19 protein-coding genes are annotated in these 19,800 nt (G+C 67.6%); 9 read left to right on the plus strand and 10 right to left on the minus strand.

Going from position 1 to position 19,800, the window contains the following annotated elements:
* Position 1 precedes the first annotated feature (1 nt).
* The 3 genes from ACS5NL_RS06155 to ACS5NL_RS06165 are packed head-to-tail and all read right to left on the minus strand — an operon-like array spanning position 2 to position 2,790.
* Entirely contained in the window at positions 2-784 is a 783-nt protein-coding gene (locus ACS5NL_RS06155; protein WP_439352759.1) for a DUF3025 domain-containing protein, read from the minus strand.
* Between the two features lie 6 nt (positions 785-790).
* On the minus strand, positions 791-1,840 hold the full coding sequence (pyrC, locus tag ACS5NL_RS06160) for a dihydroorotase (protein WP_439352760.1): 1,050 nt from the start codon (positions 1,838-1,840) through the stop codon (positions 791-793).
* A gap of 26 nt (positions 1,841-1,866) precedes the next feature.
* Positions 1,867-2,790, minus strand: coding sequence for a LysR substrate-binding domain-containing protein (locus tag ACS5NL_RS06165; protein ID WP_439352761.1), 924 nt, complete (start codon positions 2,788-2,790; stop codon positions 1,867-1,869).
* A gap of 117 nt (positions 2,791-2,907) precedes the next feature.
* On the opposite strand from ACS5NL_RS06165, the gene scpC reads away from it, so the two are divergent.
* Positions 2,908-4,458, plus strand: coding sequence for a succinyl-CoA:acetate CoA-transferase ScpC (scpC, locus tag ACS5NL_RS06170; RefSeq protein WP_439352762.1), 1,551 nt, complete (start codon positions 2,908-2,910; stop codon positions 4,456-4,458).
* A gap of 88 nt (positions 4,459-4,546) precedes the next feature.
* Here scpC and ACS5NL_RS06175 read toward each other — a convergent pair whose 3' ends face one another.
* Positions 4,547-6,400: an ABCB family ABC transporter ATP-binding protein/permease gene (locus ACS5NL_RS06175; protein WP_439352763.1), complete on the minus strand. Its 1,854-nt coding sequence runs from the start codon at positions 6,398-6,400 to the stop codon at positions 4,547-4,549.
* 37 nt (positions 6,401-6,437) lie between these two features.
* Between ACS5NL_RS06175 and ACS5NL_RS06180 the strand changes: the two genes are divergently transcribed.
* Positions 6,438-6,872 carry an acyl-CoA thioesterase gene (locus ACS5NL_RS06180; protein ID WP_439352764.1) on the plus strand — a complete coding sequence of 145 codons (435 nt, stop codon included), beginning with the start codon at positions 6,438-6,440 and terminating at the stop codon, positions 6,870-6,872.
* Positions 6,873-6,892: 20 nt separating this feature from the next.
* Here the strand turns inward: ACS5NL_RS06180 and ACS5NL_RS06185 are convergent, their stop codons facing one another.
* The 6 genes from ACS5NL_RS06185 to ACS5NL_RS06210 all read right to left on the minus strand — a co-directional run bounded on the left by ACS5NL_RS06185 (position 6,893) and on the right by ACS5NL_RS06210 (position 11,984).
* Positions 6,893-7,624: a site-2 protease family protein gene (locus tag ACS5NL_RS06185; RefSeq protein WP_439352971.1), complete on the minus strand. Its 732-nt coding sequence runs from the start codon at positions 7,622-7,624 to the stop codon at positions 6,893-6,895.
* A complete protein-coding gene (locus tag ACS5NL_RS06190; protein ID WP_439352765.1) occupies positions 7,621-8,526 on the minus strand; it encodes a DUF2167 domain-containing protein in 906 nt (301 codons plus the stop codon). Before ACS5NL_RS06190 ends, ACS5NL_RS06185 begins: the two co-directional genes overlap by 4 nt.
* 99 nt (positions 8,527-8,625) lie before the next feature.
* Positions 8,626-9,372, minus strand: a complete 747-nt coding sequence (locus tag ACS5NL_RS06195) for a type 1 glutamine amidotransferase (protein ID WP_439352766.1) — start codon at positions 9,370-9,372, stop codon at positions 8,626-8,628.
* A 52-nt stretch (positions 9,373-9,424) separates the two neighbouring features.
* Positions 9,425-10,219: a crotonase/enoyl-CoA hydratase family protein gene (locus ACS5NL_RS06200; RefSeq protein ID WP_439352767.1), complete on the minus strand. Its 795-nt coding sequence runs from the start codon at positions 10,217-10,219 to the stop codon at positions 9,425-9,427.
* A complete protein-coding gene (locus tag ACS5NL_RS06205; protein WP_439352768.1) occupies positions 10,216-10,599 on the minus strand; it encodes an AtuA-related protein in 384 nt (127 codons plus the stop codon). The genes ACS5NL_RS06200 and ACS5NL_RS06205 overlap by 4 nt, the downstream gene beginning before the upstream one ends.
* On the minus strand, positions 10,596-11,984 hold the full coding sequence (locus tag ACS5NL_RS06210) for an acyclic terpene utilization AtuA family protein (RefSeq protein WP_439352769.1): 1,389 nt from the start codon (positions 11,982-11,984) through the stop codon (positions 10,596-10,598). Before ACS5NL_RS06210 ends, ACS5NL_RS06205 begins: the two co-directional genes overlap by 4 nt.
* A 207-nt stretch (positions 11,985-12,191) precedes the next feature.
* Here ACS5NL_RS06210 and ACS5NL_RS06215 point away from each other — a divergent pair, with 207 nt between their 5' ends.
* The 7 genes from ACS5NL_RS06215 (at position 12,192) to ACS5NL_RS06245 (ending at position 19,787) form a co-directional block, all read left to right on the plus strand.
* Positions 12,192-13,067, plus strand: a complete 876-nt coding sequence (locus tag ACS5NL_RS06215; RefSeq protein WP_439352770.1) for a branched-chain amino acid ABC transporter permease — start codon at positions 12,192-12,194, stop codon at positions 13,065-13,067.
* A 13-nt stretch (positions 13,068-13,080) separates the two neighbouring features.
* Entirely contained in the window at positions 13,081-14,157 is a 1,077-nt protein-coding gene (locus ACS5NL_RS06220; RefSeq protein ID WP_439352771.1) for a branched-chain amino acid ABC transporter permease, read from the plus strand.
* Between the two features lie 5 nt (positions 14,158-14,162).
* The gene (locus tag ACS5NL_RS06225; protein WP_439352772.1) at positions 14,163-14,993 is read left to right on the plus strand and encodes an ABC transporter ATP-binding protein; all 831 of its coding nucleotides are present in this window, start codon (positions 14,163-14,165) and stop codon (positions 14,991-14,993) included.
* Positions 14,990-15,778, plus strand: a complete 789-nt coding sequence (locus tag ACS5NL_RS06230) for an ABC transporter ATP-binding protein (RefSeq protein ID WP_439352773.1) — start codon at positions 14,990-14,992, stop codon at positions 15,776-15,778. Before ACS5NL_RS06225 ends, ACS5NL_RS06230 begins: the two co-directional genes overlap by 4 nt.
* Before the next feature lie 208 nt (positions 15,779-15,986).
* The gene (locus tag ACS5NL_RS06235) at positions 15,987-17,843 is read left to right on the plus strand and encodes an AMP-dependent synthetase/ligase (RefSeq protein WP_439352774.1); all 1,857 of its coding nucleotides are present in this window, start codon (positions 15,987-15,989) and stop codon (positions 17,841-17,843) included.
* Positions 17,844-17,905: 62 nt separating this feature from the next.
* Complete coding sequence (locus ACS5NL_RS06240) at positions 17,906-19,069, plus strand: ABC transporter substrate-binding protein (protein WP_439352775.1); 1,164 nt, start codon at positions 17,906-17,908, stop codon at positions 19,067-19,069.
* A gap of 97 nt (positions 19,070-19,166) precedes the next feature.
* The gene (locus tag ACS5NL_RS06245) at positions 19,167-19,787 is read left to right on the plus strand and encodes a YdeI/OmpD-associated family protein (protein ID WP_439352776.1); all 621 of its coding nucleotides are present in this window, start codon (positions 19,167-19,169) and stop codon (positions 19,785-19,787) included.
* Positions 19,788-19,800 lie beyond the last annotated feature (13 nt).

The following is a 19,800-nucleotide window of genomic DNA, read 5'->3' on the forward strand; positions in this document are numbered from 1 at the left end:
GTCAGGTTTCCATGGTTTGGCGGGGCGGCCGGAAAACCGTGGCGTCCTCGTAGAACGCCGGGTCCTGGCTGGCCGGCCACCAGCCCGGCACCCCGAGCACGGGCAGCGGGGTGAAGGGCTTGGTGGCCAGTTCCGAGGCCGTCAGGCGCGCCGCCAGCCACCGGTCCCAGGCCGCCACGTCGTTCCCCAGTTCGGGAGGCACGGGTGTGCGGTAGACATGTCCGGTGATGGACTTGTAGGGTGAGACCAGCTTCTCCAGCAGCGCGTGCCCGAACCCTATCAGCCGGGCCTGCGCCCACAGGGGCCGCAGCTCGACGAAGAGCCGGGTCCATTCGCGCGCGATCAATGCCTCCCACAGCGCGTCGGGCGCCTGCAGCAGCACCGCGTTTTCGTCGAACAGGGTGATCGCGTCGCGCACCGGCCCACGCACCTGGCCCACACCCGCCTGGGCGATCTCGGCGGCCTGCAGACGGTTGAGCAGGCGCTTGGTGGCGGGGAAGCGCTTCCACACCAGACCGTTGAAGAAGTCGTGCAGGCCTTCGCGCGTGGGCACGGCGCCGGTCTCGAAGATGAACTGCTCGTAGGCCATGCCCTCGGGCAGCTCGGTCTGCGGCACGAAGCGTGGCCCGGCGCCGCCGACCGATTGCGTCAGCGCCTGCGGCAGCGGCACGCCCGCGTCACAGGCGGCACGCACCACCGATCCGTCGTCGGCGAACGGTGCATTCCAGGGCCGCACCCAGTCGGGCGCGGGCCAGCCGGCCACGGCGTTGCCGACGGCACACATGGACGCTCAGGCCACCAGCTTCCAGGGCAGGGCTTCGCCCGAACGCAGCGGCTTGAGCTCGGCCTCGCCGAAAGCAAAGCTCTCGGGCGGGGTCCAGCTTTCCTTGCGCAGGGTGATGGTGCCGCTGTTGCGCGGCAGGCCGTAGAAGGCCGGGCCGTTGAAACTGGCGAAGGCTTCGAGCTTGTCCAGCGCACCCGCGGCCTCGAAGGCTTCGGCGTACATCTCGATGGCGGCGTGGGCGGTGTAGCAGCCGGCGCAGCCGGTGGCGTGTTCCTTCAGGTGGGCCGGGTGCGGCGCGCTGTCGGTGCCCAGGAAGAACTTGGGCGACCCGCCGGTGGCCGCGGCCACCAGGGCCTGGCGGTGGGTTTCGCGCTTGAGCACCGGCAGGCAGTAGTAATGCGGGCGGATGCCGCCGGTGAAGATGGCGTTGCGGTTGTAGAGCAGGTGGTGGGCGGTGATGGTGGCGCCCAGGTGGTCACCGGCCTCGGCCACGTACTGTGCCGCCTCCTTGGTGGTGATGTGCTCCATCACGATCTTCAGGCCCGGGAAGTCCTTGCGCAGCGGCGCCAGCTGCTGCTCGATGAACACGGCCTCGCGGTCGAACAGGTCGATGTCGGGGCTGGTCACTTCGCCGTGCACCAGCAGCAGCACGCCGGCCTTCTGCATGGCTTCGAGGGTCTTGTAGGTCTTGCGGATGTCGGTCACGCCCGCGTCGCTGTTGGTGGTGGCGCCGGCCGGGTAGAGCTTGGCGGCGACCACGCCGGCGTCCTTGGCCCGCGCGATCTCGTCGGCCGGCAGGTTGTCGGTCAGGTACAGCGTCATCAGCGGCTCGAAGCTCACGCCCGCCGGCACGGCGGCGCGGATGCGGTCCGCGTAGGCCACGGCCTGGGCCGCAGTGGTCACCGGCGGCTTGAGGTTGGGCATGATGATCGCGCGGCCGAACTGGGCGGCGGTGTGCGGAACGACGGTGTGCAGGGCGGCGCCGTCGCGCACGTGCAGGTGCCAGTCGTCGGGGCGGGTGATCGTGAGCGAGGTGGTCAGGGTCTGGGTGGTCATCCTCCGATTTTCCCACCCCCGCGGGGTCACTTGGCGTGGCTGGCCAGGTGGCGCTCCAGATCGTTCCAGAACGCGTCCACCGAACCCTTGGCCTTGCGGGTGCCGGGGCGCTCGCGGTAGATGCGGATGTCCAGCGTCGTGTCCAGCCCCTCGCCTGCGCTCACCAGCCGCTTGCTGCGCAGTTCGCGCCGCACCGCGCTGGCCGGCAGGAAGGCGATGCCGTGGCCTTCGAGCGCCATGGCTTTCAGGCCTTCGGACATGTCGGTTTCGTAGATGCGGTCCAGGTGCACCGGCACCGGGCTGCTCTTGAGCACCTGCTCCACCGCCCGGCCCATGTAGGCGCCCGGCGCGTAGGCCAGGTAGGGCAAGGGATGCGGCGTGGTGCCCGGCAGGCGGAACATCGGCTCGCCCTGCTCGTTGGGCTTGACGTAGGGCGAGAGCGTCTCGCGGCCCAGCGGCAGCATCTCGTAGCGCGCGGCGTCCAGCTGAATCGGCTGCGAGGTGTGGTGGTAGGCGATCAGCAGGTCGCAACTGCCTTCGACCAGGCGCATCACCGCGTCGTGCACGTTCATCGCGATCAGCCGGCTCTTGATCGGCCCGCAGCTCTCGCGCAGGCCCGAGAGCCAGGACGGGAAGAAAGTGAAGGCCAGCGTGTGCGGCACGGCGAACTCGATCACGTCCTGCGCCGCCGCGGTGTGGGCGCGCAGCATGGCGCGCGTGCTCTGCAGCGCCTGCAGCATTTCCAGCGACTGCTCGTAGAGCACCTGCCCCGCGGCGGTCAGGCGCGTCGGATAGGACGAGCGGTCGACCAGGTCGGTGCCGGCCCAGGCTTCGAGCGACTGGATGCGGCGCGAGAACGCGGGTTGCGTGACGTGGCGCAGCTGCGCGGAGCGGCTGAAGCTGCGCGTCTCGGCCAGGCTCACGAAATCTTCCAGCCACTTGGTTTCCATGGCGGCGGATTATGCGCGCCGTGCATGAACGCACACCCCCTGCTTTTCCGGGGTTTGGGATGCGCCCGCTTCCGTTACGATAGAGAAAACCTAGGGTTAACCCTTACCTTCATTCCCATGACCCAGAACCCGCCCGCCGTCTTCCCGTCCCGCATCGCCCACGAAGGGCTGCGCCAGAAAATCATGTCGGCCGACGCGGCCGCCGCCCTCATCCACCATGGCGACCACGTGGGCATGAGCGGCTTCACCGGCGCCGGCTACCCCAAGCTGGTGCCGCTGGCGCTGGCGAAAAACATCCAGGCCCGGCACGACGCCGGCGAACCCTTCCGCATCGGCCTGTGGACCGGTGCCTCCACCGCGCCCGAACTCGATGGCGCGCTGGCCAAGGTGGGCGGCATGGACATGCGCCTGCCCTACCAGTCCGACCCGACCTGCCGCGAGCGCATCAACGCCGGCGACATGGCCTACACCGACATCCACCTCTCGCACGTCGCGCAGTACGTGTGGTTCGGCTTCCTGGGCCAGCTCAACGTCGCGGTGATTGAAGTGGCCGGCGTGCTGGAAGACGGCCGCCTGATCCCGGCGACCTCGGTCGGCAACAACAAGACCTGGCTGGACCAGGCCGACAAGGTCATCCTCGAAGTCAACCATGGCCACCCGCTGGCGCTGGCCGGCATGCACGACATCTACTACGGCACCGAGCGCCCGCCGCACCGCAAGCCGATCCCGATGACGCACGCGGGCGACCGCATTGGCGAACCCTACCTGCGCTGCGACCCGGCCAAGGTGATCGCCATCGTCGAGACCAACCTGCCCGACCGCGACACCCGCTTCACCGCCCCCGACGAGGCCTCGCGCCGCATCGCCGGCCACCTGATGGACTTCCTGCAGAACGAGGTGAAACAGGGCCGCCTGCCGCCCGAGCTGCTGCCGCTGCAGTCGGGCGTGGGCAACATCGCCAACGCCGTGATGGAAAGCCTGAACGACGGCCCGTTCACCGGCCTGCAGGGTTACACCGAGGTGCTGCAAGACGGCATGCTGGCCCTGCTCAAGTCCGGCAAGATGCGCATGGCCTCGTCGACCGCGATCTCGCTGTCCAGCGAGGTGATGAAGGAGTTCAACGAGAACCTGGACTTCTACCGCGAGCGCATCGTGCTGCGCCCGCAGGAGATCAGCAACCACCCCGAGGTGATCCGCCGCCTGGGCCTGATCGCGATGAACGGCATGATCGAGGCCGACCTCTACGGCAACGTGAACTCCACCCATGTGATGGGCACGCGCATCATGAACGGCATCGGCGGTTCGGGCGACTTCGCGCGCAACGCCTACATCTCGATCTTCATGACGCCGTCGACCGCCAAGGGCGGCGCGATCAGCTGCATCGTGCCCATGGTCAGCCACGTGGACCACACCGAACACGACGTGCAGATCGTCGTGACCGAACAGGGCCTGGCCGATCTGCGCGGCCTGTCACCGCGCCAGCGCTCGCGCCTGATCATCGAGCGCTGCGCCCACCCGGATTTCAAACCCGCGCTGCTGGACTACGTGGAACGCAGCGAGGCCAACGCCCGCGCCGGCCACGCCGGCCTGCACACGCCGCACCTGCTGGAAGAAGCACTGAGCTGGCACGCCCGGTACGAGCAAACCGGTCACATGCTGCCGCGCTGAACAATCAGCCCCCACGCTCCGCCGCTGCGCGGGTCGCTGCCCCCGAGGGAGCGCGGCCTTGCTTGGGGCGGCCCTGCGCAGCGGCCCGTCAGTCCTGCCCTGCCTGCTGCAGGGACCACATGCCGGCGTAGGTGCCGCCCTTGGCGACCAGTTCGGCGTGCGTGCCGCGCTCGACGATCTCGCCGTTGACCAGCACCAGGATCTCGTGCGCATCGACCACCGTCGAGAGCCGGTGCGCGATCACCAGCGAGGTCTTGTTGCGCGCCGCGCTCTTGAGCTCGGTCTGGATCGCCCGTTCGTTGGCCGAGTCCAGCGCCGAGGTCGCCTCGTCGAAGATCACGATCGGCGGGTTCTTCAGCAGGGTGCGCGCGATCGCCACCCGCTGCTTCTCGCCGCCCGACAGCTTGAGTCCGCGCTCGCCCACCGTGGTCGCGTAAGCCTGCGGCAGCCGGTCGATGAAGCTGTGGATGTGGGCCGCCTTGGCCGCCTCCACCGCCGCATCGTGACCCGCATCGGGCCGGCCGTAGAGGATGTTGTATTCGATGCTGTCGTTGAACAGCACGGTGTCCTGCGGCACGATGCCAATCGCCTGGCGCACGCTGGACTGCGTCACGGCGCGGATGTCCTGGCCGTGGATGGTGATGCGGCCGCCCCCGTGAGGGCCATCGGGCTCATGGTTGCTCACGTCGTAGAAACGGTAGAGCAGCCGGGCCAGCGTCGACTTGCCCGAACCCGAGGGCCCGACCACCGCCACCGTCTTGCCGGCCGGCACCTCGAAGCTGATGCCGTGCAGGATCTCGCGCGCCGGTTCATACGAGAAACGCACGTTCTCGAAGCGGATGGCCGGCGGCCCGTCCAGCGCCAGCGGCTGGGCACCCGGCTGGTCGGCGATCTCGCGCTCCTTCTCCAGCAGCACGAACATCTTGTCCAGGTCGGTCAGGCTCTGCTTGATCTCGCGGTAGAGCACCCCCAGGAAGCCCAGCGGGATGTAGAGCTGGATCATGAAGGCGTTGACCATGACCAGGTCGCCCAGGGTCATGTGGCCGTCGGCCACGCCCTGTGTGGCGCGGTACAGCATCAGCACCAGCGCCACCGCGATCACCAGCTGCTGTCCGGTGTTGAGCATGGACAGCGTGGTCTGGCTCTTGATGCGCGCGCGGCGCAGCTTCTCCAGCGACTCGTCGTAGCGGCGCGCCTCGAAGGCCTCGTTGTTGAAGTACTTGACTGTCTCGTAGTTGAGCAGCGAGTCGATCGCCTTGGTCTGGCTGCGCGATTCCAGCTCGTTCATCTCGCGCCGGAACTTGGTGCGCCACTCGGTCACCGTGACGGTGAAGGTGACATAGAGCACCAGCGCGACCAGCGTGATCCAGACATAGCCCATGTCGAACTTCGTGCCCAGCAGCGTGAGCACGAAGGTCACCTCGATCAGGGTCGGGAAGATGCTGTAGAGCGAATACGAGATCAGCGACTGCACCCCGCGCGTGCCGCGCTCGATGTCGCGCGTCATGCCGCCGGTCTGGCGCTCCAGGTGGAAGCGCAGCGACAGCGCATGCAAGTGGCCGAACACCTGCAGCGCGATGGAGCGCGTCGCGCCTTCGGTGGCCTTGGCGAACACCAGTTCGCGCAGCTCGGTGAACGCGCTGGTCGACAGGCGCAGCAGGCCGTAGGCCACGATCAGGCCGACCGGCACGACCAGCATCGCCGCCGTGCCGCCGGGCGGGATGGTCATCGCATCGACCAGTTGCTTGAGCAGCAGCGGCACGCCCACGTTGGCGGCCTTGGCCGCGACCATGAAGCTCAGCGCCGCGATCACGCGCCACTTGTACTGCCACAGGTAGGGGAACAGGCGTTGCAGGGTCGCCCAGTCGGAACGGGGCGCAGACGTGCCGCTGTCGGCGGCGGGCGCGGGATAGGCGGCCCGGGAGACGGACGAGGAGCGCATGCGGGACAATCGTGGGAGTTAATCAGAGATTGTGCCCATGTCCAGCGAATCAAGCCCCCGCCCCCACACCGATCTCCCCGAAGGCCGCGAGCTGGTGCTCAAGGTCATCCCGATGCCGGCCGACACCAACGGCAACGGCGACATCTTTGGCGGCTGGGTCATGGCCCAGGTCGACCTGGCCGGCGCCGTGCTGCCGGCGCGCTATGTGCGCGGGCGCATGGCGACCGTGGCGGTCAACCAGTTCATCTTCAAGCAGCCGGTGCGCGTGGGCGACATCCTGAGCTTCTTCTCGCACGTCACCCGCGTGGGCAACACCTCGATCACGGTGCAGGTCGAGGTCTTCGCCGAGCGCTTCTCGGCCCAGGGCCAGTATGTGAAAGTGACCGAGGCCAGCCTGACCTACGTGGCGATCGACCACGAAGGCAAGCCCCGCCCGATCCCGCGCGACGGGCTGCCGGCCAACATGGGTTGATGCGCCGACGCGGTGGGGTGTCAGACGCCGGCACCGGTGCTGCGCACCGCCGCCAGCATCTCGTGCACGTCGTGCGTCATCACGGCCAGAAAGCCCAGCAGGGCGATGTAGTAAGCCCCGTACTCCAGCTTGATGGCCGGGGCCGCCTGGTAGTAGGCGGCGTCGTCACCGTCCGCGCGGTGGCGCAGTGCCTGCAACACCTGGGGCGCCGCCATCACGGCCATCAGGATGAGCATCGGGCTGGGGCGGTAGAAAAACAGGCCGATCAGCACCGGCACGCCCAGCAGCCAGATGCGCGGCGAGAGCACCGCCGTGATCCGCCCGCCATCGAAGGGCGAGAGCGGAATCATGTTGAACAGGTTGAGAAAAAAGCCCGAATAGGCGACCGCGAGCAACCAGTTGAGTTCGTGGTTGCGCGCCAGGAAATAACACAGCAGCGCCCCCACGGTCCCGACCAGCGGTCCGCCCAGGCCCACATAGGCCTCGGTCTCGACGTCGTGCGGCATCTCCTTGAGTTCGATCCAGGCGCCGACAAAGGGAATGAAGGTCGGCAGCCCCACATCCAGCCCCCGCTGCCGGGCCGCCAGGTAATGCCCCATCTCGTGCACGAACAGCAAGGCGACAAAGCCGGCCGCGTAACGCCATCCGTAGACAAAGGCGTACACGACCAGCGAGATCAGCATCGTCCCGCCGGAGCTGAGCAGCTGGCCCAGCTTGGCGCCGGACAGGAGCAGCAGCAACAGCTTCATCAGGCTTCGGTTTTCTTGCCGAACAAGCGCTTGAGGCCAAAGCCCAGGCCGGCGAGCGCCAGCAGCCCGATCTTGGCGAACTTCACCGCAAACGCCGCGATCACCGCCAGCAGGCCCAGCTTCTTGGCACCCACGCCCAGCACCAGCGCAGCCAGGCCGTACTCGGCCACGTGGTCGGTGCTGGCGTTGAAGTCGGCGTAGCGCTTGCCGTCGATGAAATTCATGGCATCCAGCAGGGCGTGGGCCTGCGGCTTTTGCGACTCCAGTTCCTTGAGACCGGTCACCAGGTTCATGCTGAAGTACCCCTCGCGGCCGAGCACATAGGTGTTGTAGTTCACGCCCAGATCGTCGTCGTTGGTGGCGCCCTTGTCGCGCGACTTCATCGCCCACACCAGGCGGTGCGTCGCCGCGTCATAGGCCGGCGGCTGGGCCCAACCCAGGATCTCCATCTCGGTCACGCCCATCTTGACGCGTTCCTTGTTGTTTTCCTCGGTGCCTTCGCGGTAGCTCTTGAGCAGATCGTCGGCGTTCCAGTCCTTGGCGTCGTCGTCCTTGATGTAGCCCGAGCCTTCGTAACGCACGGTCATGAACCAGCCCGCGTTGTCGTCCGCCGGGAAGATCAGGCCCTGCAGGCGCGGGTCCTCGCCGGGGTTGCCCATGGCGTTGAGCAGCTTGGTGGCATTGGGCTGGGGAATGAACACGCGGTCGGCCGGCAGCTTGAGCACGGCCTGACTGGCCAGGGTGATCTCGGCCGGGCCTTGTTTGGCCACTTTCTTGGCTTCTTCCCAGGGATCGTCCGCCTTGGCGGCAGCTTGCTGTGCGCTGGCCAGCAGCGGCGCCGCGCACCACATGCAAAGGCCCAACATCAGGGCGAGCACGCCCCTCCACACGGTGATGGTCCGCATATTCCTCCACTCCATTTATTTGTTGATGTGTGGCGCTGGCGCCCTGCCAGTCCCTCCTCGGGCAGTATATGCGGCACCCTTCCGGGCTCCAGGGTGCGCTCAGCCCCGCCAGCGTTCGCGCCAGCGCGCGTAGATGCGGTCGGCAAGCGCCCGGCTGGCGGCCAGGTGCGCGCGGCTTCCCTCGCGCATGGCGGCGGCCGTCTGCACGGTCTGCGGGTGCGCAGCGCAGGCCGGCCCGTAGGCCTGCCCCGGCGCGGCCAGCCAGTCTTCGACCTTGCGCGCCGTGATCTCGATGTGGAACTGCATCGCCAGGTGCTGGCGCAGCACGAAGGCCTGGTGCGGACAGGCCCGCGATCCTGCGATCGGCTCCGCGCCCGGCGGCAACGCCACGAAGCTGTCGTGGTGCCACTGGTAGACAGTGGCCTCGGGCGATTCACCGAGCCACTCCCGCGCCGCCGCACTGCCGCTGTGCCGCATCGGCAACCAGCCGATCTCGGGCTCGGCCAGTGTCTCGACGCGACCTCCGAAGGCCCGCGCCATGAGCTGGCCGCCCAGGCAGTGCCCGATCACCGGAATACCCAGCGTGTCGGCCTCGCGGATCAGGGCCTCGGCCTGTCGCAGCGAGGGATGTTCGTCGTTGGCGCTCCAGGCACCACCGAGCACCGCCAGCCCTCTCAGGCCGCGCAGGCCGCGCACCGACGCCGGGTAGGCCTCACCCGCTTCGGTGCACAGCACGCGCCAGCGCACGCCCTGCGCGTCCAGCCAGTCGCCCAGATGCCCCGGCCCATCTTCCAGCAGGTGTTGCAGCACCAGCACGTCGGTGCTGTGGGTCAACAGATCGTTCATGGCCGGAATGATCGCGACGCGGCGCCCACCACCGGGGGCCAATCGGCCCCGCTCAGAAGGTGCCGTGCCGGCCTTCGCCACCCGCGAACCGCGTCGCGCCCTGCAGCGCATCGGGGATGCGCGCCTTGCCGCGTTGCCATTCCTGCTGCAGCGCCTCGCCCAGCGGCAGGTCCCACTGCGCATGCGCGCTCTCGCGGTCGGCGCGCATCGTCGCCTGCGGGAACGCCGCGAGCTGGCGCGCCAGCGCCAGCGCCGCCTCGCGCGCCTGCCCACGCGCCACCACGCGGTTCGCCAGCCCCATCTGCAGCGCCTCGGCCGCCTCGACCTTGCGGCCCGTGAGGATCAGGTCCATCGCGTGGCCCATGCCGATCAGGCGCGGCAACCGCACCGTCCCGCCGTCGATCAGCGGCACGCCAAAGCGCCGGCAGTAGACGCCGAAGTAGGCGTCCTCTTCCATCACACGCGGGTCGCACCACAGCGCCAGCTCCATGCCGCCGGCCACCGCCGCGCCGCTCACGGCGGCGATCACCGGCTTGGACAAGCGGAGGCGCGACGGGCCCATCGGTCCGATGGCGCCCGGGTCGGCGCTGTCGAATTCCAGTTGCGAGAGGGCGCCTGCGTCGCCCGAAGCCGCCAGCCGCGCACCGTGCTGCAGATCCCAGCCGGCGCAGAAGTGGCCGTGGGCGCCATGGAACACCGCGACCGTGCCGCCCGGGTCCTCCTCGAACGCCAGAAAGGCGGCGTGCAGCGCCTGCGCGGTCGCGCCGTCGACGGCATTGCGCACCTCGGGGCGGTCGAGGGTGACGACATGGATGCCGTCGACGACTTCGGTGGTGACGGCGCTCATGCCTGGTCTCCCCACCAGCCGACTCGCTGCTCGCGCGATGCAGCTTTAAGCTCCTCTTCCGACACATCGATCTCCATCCGCAAGAGCGCCCCCGCCATCGCCTTGCCCAGGTTGTCCAGCCGCAGGTTGCGCGCGCCGCCACCCTGCAGCGCGCCCTTGAGCACGAACTTCAGCGCCAGGATGTTGGGCAGCGGCCAGGCCTCGACCTCGCCCGGCAGCCAGGGCGCGAAATGCGCCTGCACGCGTGCGGCCGTGACCTCGCGTTCGAGGATGGCGTAGCCGGCGGCGTTCCAGGCGAACAGCCCGAAGTCGACCCAGTCGGCCTTGTCGCCGCTGCGCGCGTGCGCGAGACGGACCAGGGGAATCTTGAGCACCGTCATAAAACCTCCACCCGCACACCCGCCTCGACCTCGGCCCGCGGGATCAAGGTCGGCCAGATGCCCAGCAGTTCGCTGGTGTTGTGCAGGCCGGTGAAGCCACAGGTGTAGGCCGGGCCGCTCAGGCCGATCCAGGGGAACAGGCGGCCGAAGCCGTCGGCCGCGGCCTTCACGTTGGTGCGCAGCACCAGCCGGGTCCAGAGCTCGTTCATGGCGTTGAGCTGATCCGGCGGCGGCAAGGGCGCCAGCGGTCCATGGGCCGAGTTCAGGCCCGGGTATTCGATGTACAGCTCTTCGTGCGGCACGCGCCGTTCGGCCAGCTGGGTGCGGATGGTGTGAATCGCGGCCTGCGCCTTGTCCCAGGCGTCGGGCCACGAAAAACCCCAGGTCACCTCGGCCTTGAAGCCGTCGCGAAAGCCCGCCACCACCTTGAGCCGGTCGCCCGGCGCGGTGCCGCGCGCGCCGGTCAGGCGCACGCGGTCGTGGCCCTCGTCGTGCAACGTGATGCCGCCCATGTCCAGCACCACGTCGGGCGAGCGGTAGGCGTGCGGGTTGTGCACCTCGTAGAGCAGCTGCTGGCGCACGGTGTCGAAGTTGACCCGCCCGCCCGTGCCCGGCGCCTTGGTGATGAGCGCCGTGCCGTCGGCCCACACCTCGGCGATGGGAAAGCCGATGTGCGCCAGATCGGGAATGTCTTTCCAGGCGTCCTGGCTGCCGAAGTTGCCGCCGCTGCCCTGCCCCGAACATTCGAGCAGGTGGCCCACGGTGAGGCCCTGCGCCAGCCGGTCCAGACCCGCCGCATCGGTGGCGCCGAGGTCCCAGCCCAGGCGGTGCACGATGGGCCCGAGGAACAGCGCCGCGTCGGCCACTCGGCCGGTGATGACGATGTCGGCCCCCAGGTCCAGCGCCTGCACGATGGGCGCGGCGCCCAGGTAGGCATTGCCGAACACCAGCCGTTCGCGCACCGCCGCCACCGGTTCGCCCGTGAACAAATGGGCCAGGGCCGCGTCGGGCACCGACGCGTCCAGCAAGCGCGGCAGCACGTCGTCGCCCGTCACCACCGCGATGCGCGGGTGCCAGCCCCTGGCGGCCAGCGCCTCGCGCACCGCCTGCGCCGCCCCCAACGGGTTGAGACCCCCGGCGTTGCAGACGAAGCGCACACCGCGCGCCTGCATCAGCGGCCACAGCCGCAGCAGCATGGGCACCACGTCGCGCGCATAGCCCAGCGAGGGGTCGCGCTGCCGGTCCTTCTGCAGGATGGCCAGCGTCAGTTCGGCCAGGTGGTCGCTGGCGATGAACTGCACATTGCCGCGTTCGATGCTCGCGACCACGGGTTCCCAGTGATCGCCGTAAAAGCCGAGCCCGGCGCCGATGCGGATCGATGTCATGAGGTCAGCATAAGGGCATTCCCTATTTTTGCCAAGCAATTGCTTGCTGAAAATACACCCACACCGAAGGATGGCGCCTGCGGGACGCGTGCTGGGGACAACCCTAGCGTCCGTTTCGCACAAGCCCTATATAAAAACCGCACCACCGCTGGACCAGCGCCACCGTTCTTGCCGCGCAGCGTTCCGGAACATCACAGGAGACAGGGCGTGCAATTGCTGCAACTGCTGATCGGCGGCGTGGCCCAGGGATGCATCTACGGACTCATCGCCCTGGGCTTCGTGCTGATCTACAAGGCGACCGAGACCGTGAGCTTCGCGCAGGGCGACCTGATGATGGTCGGCGCCTTCGGTGGTCTCCTGACCATGACGCTGCTGGGGTTTCCCTTCTGGCTGGCGGTGCCGGCGGCGGTGCTTGGCATGGGGCTCTTCGGGGTCGTGGTCGAACGTCTCGTGGTCCGCCCCATCCTCGGCCAGCCGGCGTTCTCCATCGTGATGCTGACCATCGGCGTGGGCTATGTGCTGCGCGGTGTCATCACCATGATCCCCAACTTCGGCACCGACACCCACACGCTGGCCGTGCCCTATGCGGGCGAGGTGTTGCGCCTGGGTTCGCTGGTGCTGGCGGCCGAGCAGCTGGTGGTGATCGGCGTCACCGGCGTGCTGTGCGCCCTGCTGTTCGCGATGTTCCGCTACAGCAAGCTGGGCATCGCGATGCAGGCCGCGTCGCAGAACCAGCTCGCGGCCTACTACATGGGCATTCCGGTGCAGCGCCTCAACGGCCTGGTCTGGGGCCTGGCGGCCGGCGTGGCCGCGGTCGCGGGCCTGCTGCTGGCACCCATCACCTTCGTGCACGCCAACATGGGCTTCATCGGCCTCAAGGCCTTCCCGGCCGCGGTGGTGGGCGGCTTCGGCAGCCTGCCCGGCGCCATCGTCGGCGGCCTGGTGATCGGCATCGTGGAAGCGCTGTCGGGCTTCTACCTGCCCGAGGGCTTCAAGGACATCGCGCCCTACATCGTGGTGCTGCTGATGCTCGTCTTGAAACCCAACGGCCTCTTTGGCGAGAAGCTGCGCAAGAAGGTCTGAACGAAAAGAACCCATGAGATTCATCTTCAAGACCGACTACGACCAGGACATCCGGCTGGCCAAACACGGCGGCCATGTGTTCTGGTACAGCCTGCTGTGCGCCTTCCTGGTGGTGGCGCCCTGGGCCCTTCCGGAGTACTGGCTGGCGCAGCTGACCTTCGTGCTGATCTACGCCATCGTGGGGCTGGGCCTGATGCTGCTGGCGGGCTTCACCGGACTGTTCTCGCTGGGTCACGCGGCCTTCCTCGGCGTCGGTGCCTACACCGAAGCGGTGCTCAGCAACGCCGGCTGGCCCTTTCCGCTCTCCATCGCCTGCGCCGGCCTGCTGTCGGCGGCGGTCGGCATGGTGGTCGGTCTGCCGGCGCTGCGCGTCAAGGGCATCTACCTCGGCATGGCGACCCTGTCGTTCGGTTTCATCGTCGAAGAAGGCCTGGCGCGCTGGGAGCACGTGACCGGTGGCAACGCGGGCCTCACGGTCAACCCGCCGTCCATCGCCGGCTGGACGCTGGACTCCACCAACGCCTTCTACTTTCTCTGCCTCGTGCTCTGCTTGGGGTCGACGCTGGCCATCGTCAACCTGCTGCGGGCGCCGACCGGCCGCGCCTTCGTCGCCATCCGCGACTCCGAGATCTCGGCGCAGAGCATGGGCATCCACCTCGCGCGCTACAAGACGCTGTCGTTCGCGCTCTCGGCCGCGCTGGCCGGCATCGGCGGCGCGCTGTACGCGCACAAGATCCAGTTCCTCTCGCCCGACCAGTTCTCGATCATCCAGTCGATCGACCTGCTGCTGATGGTGGTGATCGGCGGCCTGGGCTCGATCCACGGCGCCTTCCTGGGCGCCATCTTCCTGATCGTCATGCCGCAGCTGATTTCGCTGGCCAAGGATGTGCTGCCCGAGGCCATCGGCCAGTCCACCGGCCTGCAGGGCACGGTCTACGGACTGGTGCTGATCGCCTTCGTGCTGTTCGAACCCATGGGCCTGTACGGGCGCTGGCTCAAGGTGCGCGCGTGGTTCCAGCTGTTCCCGTTCTACCGCAAGGGCATGTTCAAGCGGCAGAAGAGCTTCCAGAAATCCGATCGTCTGAAGTGAGCACCATGAACGACGACATCCTTCTCTCGGCCCGCGACCTCAGCGTGCGCTTCGGCGGCGTGCTGGCGGTCAACAAGGTGAGCTTCGACGTCCGCAAGGGCGAGGTGTTCACCCTCATCGGCCCCAACGGCGCCGGCAAGACCACGGTCTTCAACCTCATCAGCCGCATCTACACGCCCACCAGCGGCGAGATCGACTTCTACGGCCCGCGCGGCCCGCTCAAGCTGACCGAGCAGCCGCCACACCGCATCGCCGGCCTGGGCATCGCGCGCACCTTCCAGAACATCGAGCTGTTCGAACACGCGACCGTGCTGCAGAACCTGCTGATCGGCCGCCACACGCACCGGCGGACCGGGCTCTGGAGCGAGCTGCTGTTCACCGGAAAGACCCGCGCCGCCGAGATCGCCGCGCGCGAGAAGGTCGAGCAGGTGATCGACTTCCTGGACCTGCAGCACCACCGCGAGTCGCTGGTCGCCGGCCTGCCCTACGGCGTGCGCAAGGTGGTCGAGCTGGCGCGCGCCCTGTGCACCGAACCGCGCCTGCTGCTGCTGGACGAACCGTCGTCGGGCCTGAACGTGGAGGAAACCGAAGACATGGCGTTCTGGATCGCCGACATCAAGAACGAGCTCGGCATCACGGTGCTGATGGTCGAACACGACATGACCCTGGTCTCCAAGGTCTCCGACCGCGTGCTGGCGATGAGCATGGGCGCCGAACTGGCGACCGGCACGCCGGCCGAGGTGCAGCGCCACCCCGGCGTGATCGAGGCCTACCTCGGCACGGTGGACGACGTGTCCAGCCTGCGCCGCGAAAACCATGCGGGGGCTTCGACATGACCGCCCCGGTGAGTGACCAGGCCGTGCTCAAGCTGCTCAACGTCGAGAGCGCCTACGGGCCGATCAAAGCCATCCGCGGCGTGAGCCTGCAGGTGCGGCGCGGCGAGATCGCGACCGTGCTGGGCAGCAACGGCGCCGGCAAGACCACCATCCTCAAGACCATCAGCGGCATCATCGATCCGCGCAAGGGCAGCATCGAGTTCAAGGGCAGCGACATCACCGCCCAGGACCCGGCCCACATCGTGCAGCAGGGCCTGATGCACGTGCCCGAGGGCCGCGAGGTGTTCCCGCTGCTGTCGGTGCGTGACAACCTGCTGATGGGTGCCTACACCCGCAAGGACCGCGACGGCGTGGCCCGCGACATGGAGCTGGTCTTCAACTACTTCCCGATCCTGCGCGAGCGCGCGGTGCAGGACGCCGGCCTGCTCTCGGGCGGACAGCAGCAGATGCTCGCCATCAGCCGCGCGCTCATGGCCAACCCCGACCTGATCCTGCTCGACGAACCGAGCCTCGGCCTGAGCCCGAAGCTGACCAAGGAAATCTTCGAGATCGTGGTGCGCATCAACCGCGAGCGCGGCACCACCATCCTGCTGGTCGAGCAGAACGCCAACATGGCGCTCAACGCCTCCGACTACGGCTACGTGCTGGAGAACGGCCGCATCGTGATGGAAGACACCTGTGCCCGGCTGCGCGAGAAGGAGGACATCAAGGAGTTCTACCTCGGCATGAAGGAAGCCGGCGTGCGCGCCGACCGCCGCTGGAAAAAGAAGAAAAACTGGAGATAAGGATGACCCACCCCCGCGCCGCGCTTTCAGCGCGTCACCCCCTCAAGGGGGCCATGCGAGTGGCCCGGCAAAGCCGGTTCCACCGCATTCTCGACACAGGCACTTCTCGCCGGAAGGGGAGTGGGTTACAGGGCACCGAGGCAGCGGCTTTGCCGGGCCGCCAGTGCCGCCCCCTGGGGGGTGACGCCGCAGGCGGCGCGGGGGGACTATGAGCTTTCTCTGGGACCTCTCCTCCATCCGCCCGCAGACCGGCATCGTCATGCCGGGCGAGACGATTCCCGCGATCTTCTGGAACGCGGTCGAGAAGCGCGGCCCGAACATCTGGCTGCGGCAGAAGGAGTTCGGCATCTGGCGCCGATGGAGCTGGACGCAGGTCGGCGAGGCGGTGCGCGAGATCGGCCACGGCCTGCTGTCCATCGGCTTCGATGGCCGCGAAACCGCGTCCATCCTCTCCAACACCAACGTCGAGTGGGTGCTGTGCGACCTCGCGGTGCTGAGCGCCAACGGGGTCTCCAACGGCATCTACCCGACCGACGCCGCCGAGCAGGTGCAGTTCCTATCTGAAGACTCGCGCACCACCGTGCTGTTCGTGGAAGACGACGAGCAGCTGGACAAGGCGCTGGAAGTGCGCGGCCGACTGCCGCTGCTGCGCAAGATCGTGGTGTTCGACATGGAGGGGCTGCGCGACTTCGACGACCCGATGGTGATCAGCCTGGACGCGCTGCGCGCCCTGGGCCGCGACCACCTGCGCGCGCAGCCGAAGGCGCTGGACGAGCGCATCGCCTCGGTGCGCAAGGAAGACCTCGCGATCCTGGTCTACACCTCGGGCACCACCGGCAAGCCCAAGGGCGCGATGCACTCGCACCAGGCCCTGGTGTATGCCGCGCGCGGCTACAACACGCTGATTGCGCGCGACGAGAGCGACGAGTGCATGTGCTTCCTGCCGCTGTGTCACATCGCCGAGCGCATGGGCGGCGAGTACTTCTCGCTCTACACCGGCGCCCGGCTCAACTTCGTCGAGAACCCCGAGACCGTGCCCGAGAACGTGCGCGAAATAGCGCCCACCGTGTTCACCGCCGTGCCGCGCGTCTGGGAGAAGTTCTATTCGGGCGTGATGATCGCGCTCAAGGAAGCCAGCGGGCTGCAGCAGGCCGCCTACGCCTGGGCCATCGGCGTGGGCCAGCGCGTGGCCGACCACGTGCTCAGGCGCGAAGAGGTGCCGGGCGGCCTGAAGCTGCAGTTCCGGCTGGCGCGGGTGCTGGTGCTCGACAACGTGCGCAAGCTGATCGGCATCCACCGCGCGCGCTTTCTCGTCACCGGCGCGGCGCCGATCTCGCCCGATCTGGTGCGCTGGTACCTCGCGCTGGGCGTGCCGATGCTGGAGGTCTGGGGCATGACCGAAACCTGCGGCGCGGCGACCGGCGTCCCGGCCGACCGCATCAAGCCCGGCAGCATCGGTCCGGCCACCCAGTACAACGAGGTGCGGCTGGACCCGCAGACCTGCGAGATCCTGGTGCGCGGCCCCAATGTGTTCATGGGCTACCTGAACCTGCCCGAGAAGACCGCCGAGACCATCGACCAGGACGGCTGGCTGCACACGGGCGATGTGGGTGTGGTCGATGAGGAAGGGTTTTTCCGCATCACCGACCGCATGAAGGACATCATCATCACCGCAGGCGGCAAGAACATCACCCCCAGCGAGCTGGAGAACGAGCTCAAGTTCTCGCCCTACATCACCGACGCCGTGGTCATCGGCGACAAGCGGGCCTACCTCACCGTGATCATCATGATCGACCAGGAGAACGTGGAGAAGTTTGCGCAGGACAACGACGTGCCCTTCTCCAACTACGCCAGCCTGACCCGGGCGCCCGAGGTTCAGCAGCTGATCCAGGACGTGATCGACACGGTCAACAAGAAGTTCGCCCGCGTCGAGCAGATCAAGAGGTTCTGGCTGCTGGAAACGCAGCTGACCGCCGAAGACGAAGAACTGACCCCGACCATGAAGCTCAAACGCAAGCTGGTGCAGCAGAAATACGCCGGGCCGATCGAGGCGATGTACCGCTGAGCCCCAGCCCCCAGAACAACAACGGTTCCCGCCCATTCCCATCCAACCAGGAGACAAGACCGATGAAAGCCCGACTCTCTCTGATCGCCGCCGCGCTGGCCCTGACGACCGGCGCCGCGCTCGCGCAGTCGCAAGGCGTGTCCAAGGACGAAATCCTGCTCGGCTCGATCCAGGATCTGTCCGGCCCGCTGGCGGGCTTCGGCAAGCAGATCCGCCTGGGCATGACGCTGCGCGTGGACGAGATCAACGAACAGGGCGGCGTCAACGGCCGCAAGCTCAAGCTGCTGGTCGAGGACAGCAAGTACGACCCCAAGAATGCCGTGCTCGCGGCGCAGAAGCTGGTCAACCAGGACAAGATCTTCGCCATGGTCGGCCACCTCGGCACGGCGCAGAACATGGCCGCGATGCCGGTGCAGTTCCAGAAGAACGTCGTCAACTTCTTCCCGGTGACGGCCGCGCGCGAAATGTACGAGCCCTTCCACAAGCTCAAGTACTCCTTCGCCGCCACCTACTTCGACCAGATGAAGAACTCGCTGCCCAAGGTGGTGAAGGAAAAGGGCGCGAAGAAGGTCTGCACCGTCTACCAGGACGACGAGTTCGGCCTTGAAGTGGTGCGCGGCGCCAAGGAAGGCCTGAAGTCCATCGGCATGGAGATGGCCGAAGAAGCCAGCTTCAAGCGCGGCGCGACCGAGTTCGGCTCGCAGATGCAGAAGCTCGCCGCCGCGCAGTGCGACTTCGTCGTGCTCGGCACCATCATCCGCGAGACCGTCGGCACCATCGCCACCGCGCGCAAGCTCGGCTTCAACCCCACCTTCATGGGCAGCAGCGCGCTCTACACCGACCTGATCCACAAGCTCGGCGGCCCCGCCATGAACGGGCTGTACGCCACCATGACGGTGCAGAACCCCTACACCGACGACGCCTCGCAGCCGGTGCGCTTCTGGGCCAACAAGTACAAGACCAAGTTCAACGAAGACCCGACCGTGTTCTCGGTCTACGGCTACAACATCATCGACACCTTCGCCAAGGCCGCCGGCAAGGCGGGCGGCAACCTGAGCACCGACAGCTTCGTCAAGGCGATGGACTCGATGACCATCCCGTCCGACATCTTCGGCAGCGCCCCCGCCACCTTCACCCCCACCCAGCACCTGGGCAGCAACGTCTCGCGCCTGTCGCAGATCGTCGACGGCAAGTGGAAGGTGATTTCCGAGTACCCGAAGAACTGAATCCGTTCAGGGCATCAGCGACGCCTGGACAACAGGCCATGCGCTACCGCCGCCAGTGCCCTCGGGTGCTGGCGGTTTTTTTATCCACAATCCGGCCATGATCACCGACATCGAAGACTTCTTCTCCAAAGGCTGCGGCCGCTGCGACCGCTTCGCCACCGAAGCCTGCTCGGCCCGGAAGTGGGATGCCGGCCTTAAGCACCTCCGCGAGATCTGCCGCTCGGCAGGTCTGGTCGAAACGGTGAAATGGGGCCACCCCTGCTACATGCACGCTGAGCGCAACATCGTGCTCATCGGCGCCTTGCAGGGCGACTTCCGGCTCAACTTCTTCAACGCCGCGCTGATGAAGGACACCGATGGTCTGCTGGAGCGGCAGGGGCCGAACACGCAGCACCCCGACTCGATCCGGTTCACGGCGAGCGGGCAGGTCGAAGAGCGCGCCGCATCCATTCGCGCCTATCTGCAGGAAGCGATGGCGTATGCCGACGCCGGCATCCTGCCGGCGAAGGTGCCGCAAGCACTGGAACTCCCAGACGAACTGGTCGATGCGATGGACGCTGACCCGGAGCTGGCCGAGGCCTTTCACGCACTCACCCCGGGCCGCCAGCGCAGCTACGTGATCCACCTCTCCTCGGCCAAGACGGCGGCGACACGCGTGTCGCGCATCGAGAAGGCCCGACCGAACGTCCTGTCGGGCAAGGGGGCCAATGAACGCTGACTGCCAAGAGCGG

The organism is Hydrogenophaga sedimenti (genome assembly GCF_051857515.1).
Lineage (GTDB): Bacteria > Pseudomonadota > Gammaproteobacteria > Burkholderiales > Burkholderiaceae_C > Hydrogenophaga.